This window comes from Streptomyces sp. NPDC057271, assembly GCF_042668715.1.
GTDB lineage: Bacteria > Actinomycetota > Actinomycetes > Streptomycetales > Streptomycetaceae > Streptomyces.
The window spans coordinates 16336-33543 of the sequence record NZ_JBHUYJ010000049.1 but is presented as its reverse complement, the minus strand read 5'-3'; the positions used below and the strand labels follow the sequence as shown (position 1 = coordinate 33543).

13 protein-coding genes and 3 pseudogenes are annotated in these 17208 nt (G+C 70.9%); 11 read left to right on the top strand and 5 right to left on the bottom strand.

Annotated features, from left to right (window positions below; translation table 11 throughout):
• Positions 1–123 precede the first annotated feature (123 nt).
• The 9 genes and pseudogenes from ACFUJR_RS22495 to ACFUJR_RS22455 all read left to right on the top strand — a co-directional run bounded on the left by ACFUJR_RS22495 (position 124) and on the right by ACFUJR_RS22455 (position 9903).
• Entirely contained in the window at positions 124–1050 is a 927-nt protein-coding gene (locus ACFUJR_RS22495) for a hypothetical protein (RefSeq protein ID WP_383163350.1), read from the top strand.
• A gap of 126 nt (positions 1051–1176) precedes the next feature.
• A pseudogene (locus ACFUJR_RS22490) lies at positions 1177–1356 on the top strand (pyruvate formate lyase family protein); the annotation flags it as partial.
• A gap of 776 nt (positions 1357–2132) precedes the next feature.
• A complete protein-coding gene (locus ACFUJR_RS22485; RefSeq protein WP_383163352.1) occupies positions 2133–3008 on the top strand; it encodes a universal stress protein in 876 nt (291 codons plus the stop codon).
• 531 nt (positions 3009–3539) lie between these two features.
• Positions 3540–4439 (top strand): universal stress protein, encoded by a 900-nt coding sequence (locus tag ACFUJR_RS22480; RefSeq protein WP_383163354.1) that lies wholly within the window; start codon positions 3540–3542, stop codon positions 4437–4439.
• Between the two features lie 352 nt (positions 4440–4791).
• Positions 4792–5214, top strand: a complete 423-nt coding sequence (locus ACFUJR_RS22475; protein ID WP_383163470.1) for a hypothetical protein — start codon at positions 4792–4794, stop codon at positions 5212–5214.
• A 579-nt stretch (positions 5215–5793) separates the two neighbouring features.
• On the top strand, positions 5794–6510 hold the full coding sequence (locus tag ACFUJR_RS22470; protein WP_383163356.1) for a flavodoxin family protein: 717 nt from the start codon (positions 5794–5796) through the stop codon (positions 6508–6510).
• A gap of 361 nt (positions 6511–6871) precedes the next feature.
• Positions 6872–7015, top strand: a pseudogene (locus ACFUJR_RS22465) (transposase); the annotation flags it as partial.
• A 293-nt stretch (positions 7016–7308) separates the two neighbouring features.
• A pseudogene (locus tag ACFUJR_RS22460) lies at positions 7309–7617 on the top strand (IS21 family transposase); the annotation flags it as partial.
• Between the two features lie 531 nt (positions 7618–8148).
• Positions 8149–9903 carry a protein kinase gene (locus ACFUJR_RS22455; RefSeq protein WP_383450659.1) on the top strand — a complete coding sequence of 585 codons (1755 nt, stop codon included), beginning with the start codon at positions 8149–8151 and terminating at the stop codon, positions 9901–9903.
• A gap of 338 nt (positions 9904–10241) precedes the next feature.
• Here the strand turns inward: ACFUJR_RS22455 and ACFUJR_RS22450 are convergent, their stop codons facing one another.
• From ACFUJR_RS22450 to ACFUJR_RS22435, 4 genes are all read right to left on the bottom strand, one after another.
• Positions 10242–11189, bottom strand: coding sequence for an endonuclease/exonuclease/phosphatase family protein (locus ACFUJR_RS22450; protein WP_383163360.1), 948 nt, complete (start codon positions 11187–11189; stop codon positions 10242–10244).
• Positions 11190–11280: 91 nt separating this feature from the next.
• Positions 11281–12558, bottom strand: a complete 1278-nt coding sequence (locus tag ACFUJR_RS22445; RefSeq protein ID WP_383163362.1) for an amidohydrolase — start codon at positions 12556–12558, stop codon at positions 11281–11283.
• A 12-nt stretch (positions 12559–12570) separates the two neighbouring features.
• Positions 12571–13827, bottom strand: a complete 1257-nt coding sequence (locus ACFUJR_RS22440; RefSeq protein ID WP_383163364.1) for a YncE family protein — start codon at positions 13825–13827, stop codon at positions 12571–12573.
• On the bottom strand, positions 13824–13964 hold the full coding sequence (locus ACFUJR_RS22435) for a hypothetical protein (protein WP_383163365.1): 141 nt from the start codon (positions 13962–13964) through the stop codon (positions 13824–13826). Before ACFUJR_RS22435 ends, ACFUJR_RS22440 begins: the two co-directional genes overlap by 4 nt.
• 330 nt (positions 13965–14294) lie before the next feature.
• On the opposite strand from ACFUJR_RS22435, the gene ACFUJR_RS22430 reads away from it, so the two are divergent.
• Complete coding sequence (locus tag ACFUJR_RS22430) at positions 14295–15515, top strand: RNA ligase (RefSeq protein ID WP_383163366.1); 1221 nt, start codon at positions 14295–14297, stop codon at positions 15513–15515.
• 3 nt (positions 15516–15518) lie between these two features.
• Positions 15519–16436 (top strand): AAA family ATPase, encoded by a 918-nt coding sequence (locus ACFUJR_RS22425; RefSeq protein ID WP_383163368.1) that lies wholly within the window; start codon positions 15519–15521, stop codon positions 16434–16436.
• 6 nt (positions 16437–16442) lie between these two features.
• On the opposite strand, the gene ACFUJR_RS22420 is transcribed toward ACFUJR_RS22425, so the two are convergent.
• Positions 16443–17147: an alpha/beta fold hydrolase gene (locus ACFUJR_RS22420; protein ID WP_383163370.1), complete on the bottom strand. Its 705-nt coding sequence runs from the start codon at positions 17145–17147 to the stop codon at positions 16443–16445.
• Positions 17148–17208 lie beyond the last annotated feature (61 nt).

The following is a 17208-nucleotide window of genomic DNA, read 5'->3' as shown; positions in this document are numbered from 1 at the left end:
CGAAGCGACGTGGCCCGAACTCTCATAAACGGTTGTTCATGAGAGTGGCTGACCTTCTCAGCGCAAGGTCTGTGCCGTACGCGGGATTGCCGAAGCCCTGGTTCGGGCACCGAGGGGCCGTCGATGCTGGACCAGGAATTGCAGCGCGCCGCGCGCCTGGCTGGCTACGGAACCGTGAGCACCCAGCTCTCCTTGTTGAGCGACCACCGGCTCGGGGAGGTCGTAGCAGCCGCTACCCCACTCGGGTCGGCCGGGTTCGGTGCCTGGCGGGAGCTTGCCGTGCACACCATGACCACGAACTGGGTTCTGGGCGACGAGTATGCGGGATTCCCCCTGATGTACCACTGGCGAGTTCTGCCTGACTCCCCTCCCGAAGGATTCACCGACGAGTTCGGGGGACTGGAGGGGGCCGTCGCGCACTGGGAGGGATCACCCGCCGTTCGTGACCGGCTGGAGGCCATCGGCCAGTCCTCGTGCAGCCTGGTGGTCTTCCTGGAGCACGTGCCGCACACACTCGCCGGATGGCTGGCCACCCAGCGCAAAACCGCCATGCCGGAAGACGGGGACAGCTTGCCCTCCCGCTGGGTGGAGGAAGCCCTGATGAGCGGAGCTGCCTTTATGAGTTCTCGCGGACTTGTCCACTTCGATGCTCACTTTGCCAACATCCTGACCGATGGACGCCAGCTCTACTTCGCTGACTTCGGACTTGCCCTGAGCTCGCGCTTCGACCTGTCGGCGGACGAGTCCACCTTCCTCTCGGACCGCCTCGCATACGACCACTGCTACACCGCGAGCCACCTGCTCCAGTACCACTTGCTCGACGGCGTGCGCGGTGACACGGAACGCGAAGCCTTCCTGCACGACTGGATCGCGGGCCGGCGACCTGGCGACATCCCGCCTGAGATCACGGCCATCATCGACCGGCACGCACGCCCTACCGTCGTCGTGGACTCCTTCTTCCGCCGTCTGCTCACCGAGAGCAAGCAGACGCCGTTCCCGGCCGCGGAGATCGAACGACAGTGGGGCGCTGGCGCCACAACTCCGAGCTGATCCACACCCTCGACTGTCCGGCATCGGCTGCCACGGCCGCTGCCTACCGACGGGCATTCGGTGCATCCTCCCGGGCTCTACGACCACCCGGCAGTAGCTCGGTCACCGTGTAGCTGAGGCCTCGCTCTGCGGACTACATGGGCCAGGCACCGTCACCGCAGCCACGAGTTCCAGGTCCAGGCGGCTGTTCGCGACCCCACCTGGGTCACCGAGTCCATCGGGGGCATCGGAGAGGACGGCCGCCCTCTGGTCACGCGCACCTCCTTCCGCTTGCTCCAGACCCTACGCAGGCGCGCGCCTCGGGCCCCGAGCGGCACGTGGCGGTCGACCGTGGGCCATGCTGGAGACGGATCACGGTCCCCTCGACCAGCGGCAGGGCGCCCAGCTCAGCGGTCCAGGCCGAGCGGTACGTCAGTCTCGGACGGAGCCGGTCCCAGGACGAGGAGCCGTTCGGACCACGAGGTCAAAGATCAAGCCAGTCCTTCACCGGCATCCCTGAGCCCCTGGCCCGCGCCCGCCGGCTGCGCGAGGGCCTGGGCATCAACCTGGCCGTTGCTCACCCCGCTGCCATCGCTCCGCGCGGCCGCCGAACGAGTGAAACACCGCGGCAGTCGTGCGAAGCGCTCCTGCGCGCAGGACTCGATCCCCGTCCCACGGTGGCAGCGGTCTGCACATCCGGAGCAGGGCCGAGGAGACCGCCGAGGTGTGGTGGGACGCCGGCGACGTCCTGCGTCCGACCGCTATCGCGCTCGCCACCGAACCAGGCCTGGCCGGCCGTACGGAGATCGCAGGCATCCGCCATGCCATGCACATTGCCCTCACCGCGCCGACGCGGACCGGGAGACCGCCTGGCCGGGCGGCTCCGCTTCCACGGGACATCAGCTCCCCGGGGCGGCCCTTCCGGCGATCGCGGCATCCGCCGGAGCCGGAGACCGGTATGGGGCGCCCTCGGACAGCACAACCAGGGCCGCTCAGGCCCGCACCAGGGACGATCGGCCCCGATGCCGTATGCCGGCCCCGTGTGAAGCTCACGTCATCACGTCCGCTGGGGCCCGCTCTCGGCGGCAGCATCGGGAGGCAACATGTCTGGCATCATCACCGCAGGACTGGACGGGACCGACCACGCCTCGGCGGCGGCGGACTGGGCGGCGCAGGAGGCTGAGCGCCGGGGATCGTCCCTGCGACTCGTCCACGCCTGGGTCTGGCGCCCCACCGACGTGGTGTACGTCGGAGACCGGGCGGCCGAGGAGCGGTCGGTGCGCGGCATGCTCGACGAGGCCCGGTCCCGCGTGATCAGGCAGCATCCGGCCCTGGACGTCACCACCGAGCTTCTCGTCGACGACCCGGTGCCCGCCCTCCTTGCCGAGGCCGTACGCGCCGACATGCTGGTGCTGGGATCGCGCGGATACGGGACTCTGACCGGATACCTGCTCGGTTCCGTATCGTTGAAGGTGCTGCGCCAGGCAGCCGGGCCGGTCGTCATGGTCGGAAGGCCGAACCCCGGCGCGACCCAAGCAGCCCCGGAAGTGATGGTCGGTGTCGAACCCGGGCAGATCGGTGACTCGGTCCTGGAGTTCGCCTTCTCCGCCGCGGCCGAACGCGGAGCGACGCTGCGTGCCGTACACGCCTGGAGCATCCCGACGGTCCTCGCCTGGAGCCCGGGTTCGCTGTATCTGGTGGACGAGGCGAACGGTCTGGAGCAGATCAACAGGGAAGTCCTGGCCGATACTCTCAAGCCGTGGCGCGACAAGTACCCGCAGGTGGAGGTCATCGAGCACTTCGAGATCGGCTCGGCCTCCGAGGTCCTCCTGTCCAACAGCGCCCGTGCCGGCCTGGTGGTCGTCGGCCGGCGCAGCCACGAGGAGGGTCTGCGGCGCCTGGGTCCGGTCACCCACGCCGTTCTGCACCACGCCACAGCCCCCGTGGCTGTCGTGCCTCATGACTGTCCCCCCAGGTAGGGTCGCCGCCCGCGCCCCCTCGTCGTGCGCCGCCCGCGCCCCCTCGTCATGCGGCGACCGCTCGTCTGTCATGCGGCGACCGCTCGTCGTCGCCGGGCACCCGAGAAGACACCGCGCGGGGGGGACAGCCCTGGGCTCTCGTTGCCTCGTGCGCACTCACCTCGGCGTGTTCCCGGTGCCGGCCGGCGGGGCTCGCCCCCTCACCTTCGCCGTCCCGCCGCGGTCGGCCCGAGCCGAGTCCACCTCCCGCGCGGTCGGCGCATCCTGGGCGGATCGGTCGTTCACGTCGGGCATGCGCGGTATCGGCCTCGCGCTGCGGGCACCACGGTGACGGCGTTCCCGCCGGCGCCCGAATGGTCGTCGGCCCCGCGCCTGCCGGACCCGCGGTCGGTCGTCACGGCAACGGATGGCTGCGCAACACCATCGGTCCCCTGCTGGGGCCGACCGGCCCCAGCAGGGGACCGATGGCCCCTCTGCCGAGAACCTGCCGAACGCGATGCTGGAGCCAGAACACCCGACCCAGGAGGAGACATGGCCCGCACGATCACCGTAGGAATCGACGGATCTGCCGAGAGCCGGGCCGCCGCGGAATGGGCGGCGCGTGAGGCGAAGCTGCGTGAACTGGCGGTTCGGCTGGTCCAGGTGTGGGTGCCGGTGCCGGAGCCGATCGCTCAGGCACCGCTCCTGGGAGCAGAGACCCACCAGCACTGGACCGAGCGGATCCTCCGCGAGGCCGCCGACGGGCTGAGGCTGCGCCACCCGGGTATCGACGTGAGCACCGAGCAGCGTACCGGGACGCCGGCCGACGTCCTCGTGGAAGCCGCCCGTGACGCGGAGTTGCTGGTCCTCGGGTCCCGGGCGCTGAGCGGGCTCGGCGGTTTCCTGGTGGGTTCCGTCGGACAGGCCGTGATCGCCCGGACGGAGGCGCCCGTGGTCCTGGTGCGCGCCGGGCAACAGGCCGCCGACGAGCACGTCACGGACCCTGCCGGCGTTCCGTCCGCCGCCACCGCGTTCCGGCCCGTCGTCCTGGGCCTCGACAACCCCGACGACACCGTCATCGCCTTCGCATGCGAGGAGGCGCAGCGCCGGAAGACCGCCTTGTACGCGGTACGGGCCTGGGACACGTCGCCCTACGCCGTGTACACCGCCGGTTCGGGTTTCGAGCACCACGAGGAGTTCTCCCGCCAGAGGGCCGACGCACTCGCCGAGACCCTGCGTCCCTGGCGGCAGAAGTACCCGGACGTCGAGGTCGTCGAGGTGTCCCGCCCGGGCACCGCCGCCGCCCTTCTGATCGACGCCTCCCGCGACGCCTCCCTCGTCGTCGTCGGCAGACGCGTACGCCGCAACCCCTTCGGCTCGCACATCGGCGCCGTCACCCACGCGGTGCTCCACCACGCCACCGCCCCCGTCGCCGTCATCGCCCACGACTGAACCACGCCGCGACGAAGGATCCCGGCCAGGCCGACTTGCCCGTCCTGGCCGTGACCGCTCGGGGCTCCGACGACTCCGTTGTGCCCGTGGGCGCGAGAAGCCGGCACAAGGACGCCTGTCACTTCCTGCGGTGGCACCGCGAGAAACTGGACCGGAGGCCGATGCGGTCTTCAGCGCGGCCCGCTCGATGCCACGGAGCCGAGCGGTGCCTGCCGTCCGTGGCCGATGCCGTAAGGACCGTCCTGCCCTTGGTGGCGGGCCGTCGTCCGACCTGTCGCGGGGCCATGACGCGGGCAGCCCCGACAAACAGTGCGCCGGGCCCTGGAGCCCGCCGAGTGAGAAGGTCGTGCAGATGGTCGAGTCCTGGTTCCTCCCTGACAGCGCCCTGCCCGCTTCGGCCGCCACGACGCTGGACGTGCTGCAAGAACGGATCGCAGCCGGACACCTCGAGACCTGGCTGACCAGCTCGCGCGGCCGTTCCCTGGCCATCATCAGCAACGGCGACCGCGCGATGGTCATGCTCCTCGATAACGAGGCCGATCCCGGCGAGTACGCCCTCAGCCCCGGCGCCAGCAGCTCGAGCAGCGGCTTCGTCCTGGCGAACGGACAGCACGACGAGTACCCCGACGAGGACACCGTCCCCCTCGCGGAAGGAATACGGATCGTCAGCCACATCCTCACAACGGGTGCCCCACCCACGGACGCTCCTTGGGCGATCGACCGATGGCGAGGTCAACACCTGCAGAATTGTGTGCAGTTGGCCCCAGGGAACTGAGTGACCACCCACACGCCCAGCCCGCGGCATGAAGTGTTGTGGACCCCCGGACCTGTGGATATCCGGGCGAGCCCTGCGCCAGGAGGGCGCGCCGGTGCCCGCGTCGGTGGGTCCAGGGTGCTCCAGCCGCCAGGGCAGGCAAGCCGTGCGGTTGTCCGCGAACGATGGCAGAACGAAGGGCCGCGGCGCACGCGGGGCTCGGCCCGAAGCCCGACATCACCATGATCTTCCGGCTTGCCGATGCTCCCGTGGTCGGACGCTTCGTACTCCGGACGTCGTCGTGGGATCTCGCTGGCGATCTGGGACGAGTCCTGTGGGCATCCGGCCCGACGGGCCCGCCCGATAGCTTCCGTCTGCTCCTGGCCACGGGGGAATTCGTAGGTCGGGGCGAAACCCGGGTGCGCTACGCCCGGCCTGGAATCGAGTGCGGGCAGACAGCCCTGGCCGGCGGACCGGAGGGCGGACTGTCAGGCAACCGGCCCAGCTCCGCGAGCGCCCGGGGCTAAGGCCTGGTGAGCTGTACTGGGAGATCTCCGGTGCCTTCACAACCGTCTCCCGGAGCGTCTGGAGGAGGATTCCGTGCCGGACCCAACGACGTCGTACGCCGACCTGCGCGCCCTGGTGATCAACTGCACCCTGAAACGTTCCCCGGAGCGCAGCCATACGCAGGGGCTGATCGACATCAGCACCGGGATCATGGAGCGCCAGGGTGTCCAGGTCGAGGTGCTCAGGGCGGTGGACATCGACATCGCGACCGGTGTCTGGCCGGACATGACGGAGCACGGGTGGGAGACGGACGAGTGGCCGGTGATCTACTCGCAGGTGATGGCCGCCGACATCCTGACCCTAGCGGGGCCTGTCTGGCTGGGAGACAACTCCTCGGTCATGAAGAAGGTGATCGAGCGTCTGTACGCCTGTTCGTCGATCCTCAACGAGCGTGGCCAGTACGCCTACTACGGTCGTGTGGGCGGCTGCCTGATCACCGGCAACGAGGACGGCGCCAAGCACTGCGCGATGAACGTCCTCTACAGCCTCCAGCACCTCGGATACGTCATTCCGCCGCAGGCGGACGCGGGCTGGGTCGGCGAGGCCGGCCCGGGCCCGTCGTACCTCGACCCCGGGTCCGGCGGGCCGGACAACGACTTCACGAACCGCAACGCGACCTTCATGACCTGGAACCAGCTCCACCTGGCGAGGATGCTCAAGGACACTGGTGGCATCCCCGCCCACGGAAACCAGCGCTCCGAGTGGGACGCCGGCTGCCGGTTCGATTTCGAGAATCCCGAGCACCGTTGAGTGCGGGCCGGAACTGTGGGAGGTCCGGTGGAAGTCAGCTCCGGATCAAGCAGGTCCATCGTCTGGCAGTGCCCGCGACGACAGCGGCCTCAGCCTGACGTCCTGCCTCGAGGCCGCGCCGAACAGCTTTCGGCCCGTGCACCATCAAGGAGCGCACGGCGCTGAAGATCCGCGCACCCGCCCGTACCCGGTGGCCGGCACGGAGAACAGGCGAAGGGCGATCCCGGCATCCGCGAACAACTGATGCTCGACGTACCTCCGCCGGTGCCGCACAGGTAGACGTCGGCACTGTCGGTGCCGCACAGGTCCACCAGGCGCCGGGTTCGCCCTGTCCCGGCAGTGAATGCACTGCTGTGCACGGGGCAAGGTGCGCTGGGTGGTCGAGCGCACCTTCGCCTGGCTGCACCAGTGCAAAGGGCTCCGCACCCGCTACGAGCGACGCGCCGATCTTCATCAGGGCCTGCTCGAACTGGCCTGCAGCCTCATATACCTGCGCCGCCTGTGAACCTCATCCTGAAGCGACAGTCGGCGACGCTGAACCACCCGGGTCGCGCCTTTGGCCAGAAGTGGGTCCTGATCCGTGACGTCAAGAGGCTCCGGCAGGCTCAGCCCGTACCAGCGCAGCCGCCAGAGGGCGAAGATTTCGCTCCCGTCGGCTGCGAAGTCGACATCGACCTCGGTGTCGGCGTACACGTGAACCGAGACGTACGGATGAACGTGCCCACCTGCTGACGTATCGAGGACTGAACGTGGGCAGTCTGCTGCCGGCCCGTGAAGGGTGGCGGAGGGCGGCTGACCGTGGTCCTGGAACCGCAACGATGGATAGAGCTTCGACGTTTCCGCGGGCTGTTCGAGTCCCGGACGATGAGCCTGTCGGAGATCGCCAAAGAGACTGGGCACAATCGCCGCACGGTCCGCGGGTACCTGTCCTCTGAGGGCCGGGTTGCACCGCCTCGTCGGGCCGCGCCCGGAGATGGCCGTCGCCGCAAGGGGGACGAGGTCGCACCCCTGATCGACGCGATGCTCCGGTCCGAGATTCTGATCAAGGGAGCCGTGGTCCACGAGCGGCTGGTGGCCGAGTACGGCTTCGCCGGCACCTACCAGCGGCAAGATGAGCACATGGACAGCGAACCTCTGCAGATCCCGCTTGATCAGCTCCGGCACGTCTTCGAGCTGGCACTCCAGCACATCGAAGCGTCAGCCGGCAGTACAGTGGCACTCGAACGCGACTACTTCTGGTCTGTTCCCGGCGACGAACTCTACGACGTCCCCAACGAACCGAGAACGATCACAGTCGGGCAGCTCTCCGAGTCATGGCAGCACCTTAAAGACCTACTTGCCGACCCGGACCGGGCCGTGGGCCACCACCTGGTCTGGTTTGCCGATGTCCTCCGCGCGATCGGGCAGGAGTCCGCCTGGTAGCCATCACGCCAGCCCAGCGCGACGTGGGATTACGAAGTCGCACTGGAGTATTAATACTCCAGCAGGACTTTGCTGTCTGACCTGCGGATTTCGGTGGGCTGCTCCACAGATGTTCGTCACCCCCGGTGTCACACCGCATGGCGGACGCGGGCGGCCCATGGCGGCCGCCGCCAGAACGGCACGGCTGATCGGGTGCACCACTAGCCTGACCAAGTCGTGGTAAGTCAAGGGGAGAGGGCGGCGGCAGTGGAGGCTCTACAGGGCGGGGATCCTGAGCGGATTGCCGACTATCGCCTGATCGGCCGTCTCGGCGAGGGCGGTATGGGAGTGGTCTATCTGGCTCGAGGCCCTCGGGGACGCATGATGGCGGTCAAGACCATCCGTCCCGAGCTGGCGGCGATGCCGGACTTCCGGCTTCGCTTCCGCCGCGAAGTCGCTCTGGCTCAGCGGGTCGGTGGTGAGTGGACCGCCGCCGTCATCGAGGGTGACCCGGACGCCGTACTGCCCTGGGTGGCCACGGAGTTCGTGCCCGGACCGACGCTCCATCAGGTGGTCCAGGACCATGGTCCACTGCCCGAGCTGTCGGTGTGGGCCCTGGCGTCGGGCCTGTCCCGGGCGTTGGCTGACGTGCACGCGGCAGAGCTCGTCCATCGTGACCTGAAGCCCTCGAACGTCCTGGTGACTATTGAGAGGCCTGTCGTCATCGACTTCGGGATCGCGCGGGCCGCCGGTTCCGCCGCGAGCGGCCTGACCTCGACCGGCGCCATGGTGGGCACCCCTGGATTCATGTCTCCCGAGCAGATCCGCGGCGAGACGCTGACACAGGCCAGTGACATCTTCTCCCTGGGCGCCGTCCTCGCATTCGCCTCCACGGGGCGCCCGCCGTTCGCCGTGACGGAGGGCCAGCTGCCGGCCCTGCTCTACCAGGTGCTGGAGGGACGCCCGAACCTCGCCGGTGCGCCCGCAGGCATCCGCGGCCTCATCGAGGACTGCCTCCGGAAGGACCCAGCAGAGCGCCCGTCCCTTGCCGAACTGCGCCGCCGCGTAGAGGCGGACGCCCGGCACCTGCAGGCCCCCTGGTTGCCGTCACAGGTCCTCGCCCGGCTCGGGCGGGACGCCGTCCACCTCCTGCAACGGGACGACCCGCACACCTATGTACCGACTCTCGTGCCTTCGGCGCTGACGACACATGCCGCCGACGCCCCGGTGTCCGCCCCGCCCCTCGCCCAGGGGGCCGCGCGCCCTGACCGGCCTCTGCCCCGTCCCCGCCGACGGCCCGGCGTCACGGCAGCCACGGCGTTCGGCTGGCGCACACTGGCGGTGCACTGGCTCCTCGCCCTGCTCTCACTGACCTGTCTGGCCTCCGTCGTCTACTACGCGTCCCTCGATTTCGAGGCGCGCACATACAGCTACGAGGGGCGGCTGCCCGAAGGGGAGGACCTGTTCGACATCGATGCCTGGGGCGACGACCCAGTGTTCTACGTCCTGCTCAGTGGCAAGATCCTGCTGACCGCCGCTCTGGTGGTGTGCTGGCTCCTCTGGTTCATCCGCGCGCGGGCCGTCGCTGAATTGCGGCAGGCCGGCAGCACCCGCTACAGCGCTGCGATGTCCGTCGTCGGCTGGTTCCTTCCCCTCGCCAACCTGGTGATTCCCAAGCAGATCGCCGACGACATCTGGTGCGCCTCCGTCCCTGGCTCCGAGCGCGCCAGGCCGCCGGCCCGGGTGCACGTCTGGTGGGCGCTGTGGCTGGCGACTCTTGCGGCAAGCCCTCTGATCTTCACGCCATTCACGAACCTGCTCAGTAAGAAACAGGTCGAAAGCGGCACCTACCGGTACGAGGGAACATTCGAGGCGTGGCTCAACCTGCCGGCGCACCTCCTGGTCGTCGCGGCAGGCATAGCGGCGTCCCTGTACGTCCGAGACGTGACCGCCCTTCAGACCGATAACCCCGCGACGTCCCGGCTTCCATGAAAGGGACTGGGCGACCAGGGAGATCGATGAGCCTCACGGCGGCCACCGTCCCCAGCCAGGGCAGGTCCGCCGGCGCCGGCCGAACGCCAGGCGGCGGTAGCGGCAGCGCCGTAGGCAGTCAGCAGTCGCCCGCCGCTGTCACTACCTGCGGCGTTGTCGCACGATCGAGGGGCGGTCTCCGTGAGGCCGTCCCCGCACGATCGAAGTCCCGCTACACGCCGCCCGCCCACCGAAACCCGCAGGTCAGACAGCAAAGTCCTGCTGGAGTACTAGTAGTACGCGTGACCGACACTCCCTGGCCGAAGGCCCTGCGTAGGCTCCGACCTGAGAAGGCGAGCTCAGAGCCGTACGCGCGCCGCCACGGGCAGGTGGTCGCTGCCCGTGTCGGGCAGCGTCCAGGTCGTGCCGACCTCCGCGTCGCCGCGCCCCAGCACGTGATCGATCCGGGCGAGGGGCAGGCTCGCCGGCCAGCTGAAGCCGAAGGCGTCCCGGTTGCCGCGCACCTGGGAGAGGACGGGAGACAATCCCTGGTCGTCGACGGTGCCGTTGAGATCGCCGAGGACGAGGACCGCGGCGGACCGGTCGGCCGTCAGGGCGCGGCCGAGCCGTGCGGCGCTCTCGTCGCGCCACGCCGTCGCGTAGCCCTCCGTGGCCCGCACTCTGACCGACGGAAGGTGCGCCACATACGTCGTCACCGGCCCGTGCGGACCGCGCACCACGGCCCGAAGCCCCCGCTCCCAGCCGGGGGGCACCTCCGCCGGCTTCAGGTCGATGCGCGCGACGTCCGTCAGCGGGTACCTCGACCACAGCCCGACCGTCCCCACGGTCGCGTGGTGCGGATGCGTGGACGCGAGAACGAGCTGGAAGGCGGGCAGGCTCGACGGTGTCAGCTCCTGGAGCGCGACGAGATCGGGGTCGGGGCCGAGGAGGATCCGCGCGACGCGCGAAGGGCTGGTGTTCTCGTCGCTCACGTTGTGCTGGACGACCGTCAGGTCGTACGCCCGGGAATCACCCGGCTCGGACGACGCCAACGGCTCGTGGAACACCCCCAGCCAGACGGCGCCCACGACCACGCACGCCACGGCCGAAAGGACCGAGCGGCGTAGGGCGGCGACGACAAGCCCGAGGGGGACGGCGAGACCTAGCCAGGGCAGAAACGTCTCCGCCAGACCCACCGGGTTGCCCGGCAGCCGGGGCAGCCGGTGATGAACGAGCAGCAGCAGACCGACCACGGCGACGACGAGCGCCGTGAGCAGCCCGCGCCTCGTTCTTCGTGTCCCCTCCACCTGACCCCCTCCGGGGGAGAGGACGCCGTCAGGAAAGATCCAGTTCCCGACGGGTCCGGATCAGGGCACCACACCCCGTGCACCCGTCACATCAGGCGTCCGTTCCCAGGGAGTGTCCCCTCGCGACCACACGCCCCGCGCGCACCACCACGTCACGGCGCGGCTGGTCGACCACGACCTGAGCGACGCACTCGCCCTCCACCAGCATGAAGTCGGCGGGTGAACCGGTCCGGAGGTCGGCGCGCGGAAGGCCCAGCAGATCCGCGCCCCCGTCCGACGCCAACCGGAAGCAGGCCTCCAGTTCCTCGTCGAGCCGGACGTCCAGCGCCCAGCCCGCCAGCCAGGCGCGATGCAGCATGTCCGCGTTGCCGAACGGGCTCCAGTTGTCCCGCACGCCGTCCGAGCCGAGGCCCACGCGGACCCCGCGCTCGGCGAGGCGACGGAAGGGGAGGACCGTGTGCACCGACAGCGCGACCGTCGTCAGGGAGACCCCGGCGTCCGCGAGGACGTCCGCGATCTCGTCCAGCTCGCCGCCGGACAGCTCGGCCACCGCGAACGCGTGCCCCACGTTGACCTTGCCCGCCAGCCCCAGCGCCTTGGTGCGGGCGGCGATGTCGCGCAGCGGCCCGAGGCCCCGCTCGCCCGTGTCGTGGAGGTGGATGTCGAGGCCGAGGCCGTGGCGCTCCGCGATGCCGAAGACCGTGTCGAGCTGTCCGCCGTGGCGCCCCGCGCCGCCGAGGTCGAAGCCCGCCGGGTCGATGCCCCCGATGTGCGAGACGAGGCCGCCGGCCGCCGCCTCCTCCAGGAGATCGGCCACGCCCGGCGTACGCGCCACCCCGTGCTGCGGGAAGGCGACCACTTCGACGTCGAGGACTCCGCGCAGCTTCTCCCGCGCAGCGGCAAGGGCCTCGACCCCGTCGAGGCCGTATGCGGGGGCGACGTCGACGTGGGCCCGCGTCGCCCGGGTGCCCTGGGCCGCGGCGTGCGACAACAGCCGCACCGCTCGCTCGGCCACGGGCGTGCGCTGAGCACGGTTCAGCTCCACGTCGCCCTCGACGTACGCCGCGATCCCACGCGCGGGTCGCCGGCTGTGCCAGGGCTCACCCCACGTCGTCTTGTCGGGGTGCAGATGCGCGTCGACGAGGGTCGGCAGGGCCAGCCGGCCGCCCCCGTCGACGTACTCCACAGCGGACCCCTCGGGGACCGCGCCTGCCTCCACCAGGACACCGTCCACCGCGGTGAGGTCGGTCGGCGGGCCGCCCCAGGGGCGGACGTCACGGAAGACGGCGATGACGGGCGAAGCGTTCGGGACCACGGTGGGAACTCCTCGACGAGCGAGCGGGGACGTCTTCGGACGGTGATCTACCACGGGCCGACCGGGCTACAGGACCGCGACGCCGAGCGGGCGTTCACCCGCGGCGAGCCGCCGTGTCTCGCCGCTCTCCACGTCGACGACGGTGATGCCGTCCCACCAGCCGTCGCGGGTGAAGCCGCCCGTGACGTACGCGGTGCGGCCGTCCTCCGACACGGCGACGTCCTCGTGCGGACCCTCCAGCGGGTACACGCGCTCGGCGCCGTCGGGCGCCCGTACCGTCAGCGAGGGACCCGCGTCCTCCGACGGGTCGATCGGACCCGTCCCCACGACGAACAGCGTGCCGTCGGCGGTGATCGTGGCACCGTGCTGGTGCGTGTCCGCGGTCATCGGCGCGATCTCCGTACGGCCGGTGCGCGGGTCGACCACCGCGAGGCGCTCCCCCTCGAAGGGAAGCAGCAGCCGGCCGTCCGAGGGCCGTACGACCGCGTAGTGCGGCTTGAGCCACGAGCCGAGACCGCCTTCCGTGCCGTACGGGGCGACCTCGATACGGCGCGGAGCGAGCGTGTCCGCCCGGACCACGGTCACATCGAACGAGTCGTGGCCCGTCGCGTACACCTCGGAGCCGTCCCGCGCCACGTCGACGTCGAAGGGCCGCCGGCCGACGGGGACCGTGTCGGTCACCTCCCGGCTCGCGGTGTCGATGACCTCCAGAGTGCCGTTCCCGCCGGGGACGTTGACGCCGACATAGACCCGCCCGCCGTCGGGGGAGAGGGCGATGCCCATGCCACCGCCCCGGTACTCGCCCGTGGTGACGGGACCGGTGTCCGTCTCGTACGGGATGAGGGCGAGCCGCTCGCGGGTGCGGGTGTCGACGACGGCTACGCCCTCGGCGGTGGCCACCCAGGCGCGCCCGTCGGCGCCGACGACCAGACCGTACGGCGCGGTCCCCACCTCGACGGAGCCGAGTGCGCCATGCTTCGGGTCGACGAAGGTGACGGTGTCGGAGCCGAAGTCGGTGGCGAGGAGGGTCCCGTCGGGCGTCGGCGTGGGAGCCGTGCCCGGGGGAGTGGCGGCGGAGGAGCGCCCGGCCGCGAAGGTGTCGCCGGATCCGGCGTCGCCGCCCTGGCCCGGGGCGCATCCGACGAGGACGGCCGCGACCGCGGCGGCCCCCGCCAGGACGCGCGCGCCCACGTGGGCGCGTGACGTCTCCTTGCCCGCGCCCGCGCCCTTGCCCGCGCCCGCGTGGGCGCGTGACGTCTCCGTGCTCGCGCGCCTGCCCGCGCCCGCGTGAGTGCGTGACGTCTCCGTGCTCGTGCGCCTCATCGGACCGCCCGCCGTCCGGCGCGCGCCGACGCGGCCTCCAGGAGACCGGCGATGCCGTCGAACCCGCGCCTTGTCGCGTGGTCGAGTGGCGTCGTCCCGTCGTGGTCAGCGAGCAGCAGCCGGTCGTTCGGATCCATGGAGGTTCTCCTTCGCACGGCGGTCGGCGGCATGGGCGTCGTCCCTTCCCGCCGGTCGGCGGCATGGGCGTCGTCCCTTCCCGCCGGTCGGCGGCATGGGCATCGTCCCTTCCCGCCGGACGGCGGAGGCGGGCGGTCCGCTCTCCTCACCATCGTGCGGGCGCCGCAGCGCGCCACCGGTCGGACCAGTGGATGTCCCCGGGGAGCCGACCGGTGGACCCGGGGGTCGACCGATCGGATGACCCCCGGCGGCGCGGGCACCGGGAAAAGTAGTGTCGGGCCAGGGTCTCCGCAGGTCAGAATGGGCCTTCACCGACCAGGAGGAACCCCATGAGCCAGGCGTCCCTGACTCTCCAGGAGCTGCTGCCCCCGCAGGCGTTGGCCGAGGCCATCGACGCCGGGCACGTCACCCGCAAGGCACACCCCGAACTGCCGCTGTCGATCTACACGTACACGAGGGCGTGCCAGTACGAGCGGGTCTGGAACCAGGTGACGACGCGGTGCCGTGGGCTCGTCGCCGACGACGCGACCGGCGCGATCGTCGCGCTGCCCCTGCCGAAGTTCTTCAACATCGGTGAGCACGAGGCCGGTCAGCCCTACGCGCCCGAGCTGCCCGACGAGCCCTTCGAGGTCTACGACAAGGTCGACGGCAGCCTCGCGGTGATCTTCCACTACGCGGGCCGGTGGCAGGTCGCCTCCAAGGGGTCCTTCATCAGCGCGCAGGCGACCTGGGCGCAGCGCCGGCTCGACGGCCGGGACACTGGGGCGCTCACGCCCGGTGTCACCTACCTCGCCGAGATCCTCTACCCGCAGAACCGTATCGTCGTCGACTACGGCGACCGGCGGGACCTGGTGCTGCTCGCCGCCTTCGGCCCCGACGGCACCGAGATCCCGCTCGCCGAGGCGGCCGCCCACTGGACCGCGATCGGCTCCGTCGTACGGACCTGGCCCGCCATGCCGCTGGACGAACTGCTCGCCCTCACCGAGTCGAACACCCTGCCCGGCGGACAGGCCGCCACCGGCACGGACGCCGAGGGCTTCGTGCTCCGCTACGCCTCCGGCGTGCGGGCCAAGGCCAAGCTGAGCGAGTACGTACGCCTCCACAAGGTGCTCACGGGCGTCACCGAGCGGGACATCTGGCGCAGCCACGGCATCCAGCGCTTCGCGGGAACGTCCGTCAAGCGCCTCGCCCAGGGCCTGGGTTGCTCGGTCGCCGAGCTCGGCGGAGTGAAGTCGGCGGGCGGCCGGCCGCTGGACGCGCTCCTGGAGCAGGTGCCGGACGAGTTCGACGCCTGGGTGCGCGGGGTCATCGCCCGTCTGGAGGACGAGGCCGCGGTCCGTGAGCGCGCCATCGACGAGGCGTACCGACGCGTCGCCCATCTGGCGGCGGACCGGGGCGCCTTCGCCCGGGCCGTCAAGGCCCTGCCGATCGACGGTGACCTCCGATCGGCCATGTTCCTGCGCCTCGACGGGCGCCCCACGGACCTCTTCGTCTGGCGCTCCGTCAGGCCCGAGGCGTCCGACCCGTTCACGACCGATGTGGAGAACTGAGCTGTGCCCGACGTACACGTCATGACGGGGCTGCCCGCCTCGGGGAAGACGACGGCCGCCCGACGGCTCCAGACGGAGGCCGACGGCAGGATGCGCCGAGTCAACCTCGACGACCTGCGCACCATGCTGGACGTCCCCGCCCCCGAGCGCGGCCGCTCCCACGCCCACGAGCGGACCGTCCTCGACATCCAGGACGCGGCGGTGCGCTCCGCCGTCGAGGGCGGCTTCGACGTCGTCGTCGACAACACCCACCTGACCCCGCACATCCCCAAGCGGCTGAAGGCGGCCGTCATCGGCCTCGACGCCCGTTTCGTGGTGCACGACTTCACCGGCGTACCGGTCGAGGAGTGCGTGCGGCGCGACGCCGCGCGGGAGCGGCCCGTCGGCGAGGAGATCATCCGCATCCTCGCCGACAAGCACGCCAAGGCCACCCGGGGCGGCTGGCGGCTGACCGCCGAGTGGCTGGGCGAACGGCCCGCCGCCGTGCCGTACGTCCCCGACCCGGCGCTGCCCTCGGCCGTGCTGTGCGACATCGACGGCACCCTCGCGCTGCGCGGCGACCGCGGCCCGTACGACTTCACCCGCTGCGACCTCGACCTCCTCAACGTCTCCGTGGCCCGGGCGCTGCGCGCGTTCCGCCGGGCCGAGAACGACACGATCGTGCTGCTGTCCGGACGCAGCGAGGACCACCGCGCCCTCACCGAGGCATGGCTCGCGCGCCATGAAGTGCCGTACGACGAGCTGTGGATGCGGGCCTCGGACGACGGGCGCGGCGACGACATCGTGAAGGCCGAGCTCTTCGACGCGCACATCCGCCACCGGTTCGCGGTAAGGGTCTCGCTCGACGACCGCGACCGTGTCGTCGCCCTCTGGCGCCGCATGGGCCTGCCGACCTGGCAGGTCAACTACGGCAACTTCTAGACCGCGTCACGCCGGCGCCACCGCGCCGTCGAGGAGGATCCGGGCGAGCTCGCGCGGCTGGGAGAACATGGGCCAGTGGCCCGTGTCCATCCGCACGAGCCGCCACCGCGGGCTCCTCAGCAGCGTCGCCACGTCGTCGTTCGGCTCGGCGCCGTCCAGCAGGCACTTGACGTACGTAGCCGGCAGCTCACCGAGCGGGCGGGCCAGTTCGGCCGGTTCGGTGAGCGTCGCGCCCGGGTGGGGCGTCGCGCCGGCGACGAGACGCGCGATCTGCTCCTCGTCCATGCCCTGGCCCTCGAACTCCGCGGCGTCCAGCGGCGGCCAGAAGCCGGCGCTCTCGGCGATCGCCCCCTCCACCATCGCCCGGCCGTCCGGCCACGCCGACACGAACGACTCACCGTCCGCCGGCACATTGGAGTCCACGAAGACCACACGGGACAGCCGGTCGCCGATCCGCTCGGCGGCCTGACCGACCGGGATGCCCGCGTAGCTGTGCCCCACGAGGACGACGTCCCGCAGGTCGCGGCCCTCGACCACCTCGACGACGTCCGTCACATGCGTCCGCTGCCCCGCCGCCGTGCCCCGCCTCTCGGCGAGACCGGAGAGCGTCACCGCGTGGGCCCCGTGACCGGTGGCCCGCAGTTCGGGAACCACCTCGTCCCACGCCCACGATCCGAGCCACGCGCCTGCCACCAGTACGAATTCAGTCATGGAGCCAACGTAGTGAAGGGGTCTGACAATCGAGCCCGCCCGCCTCGCCGCGTCTACCCTG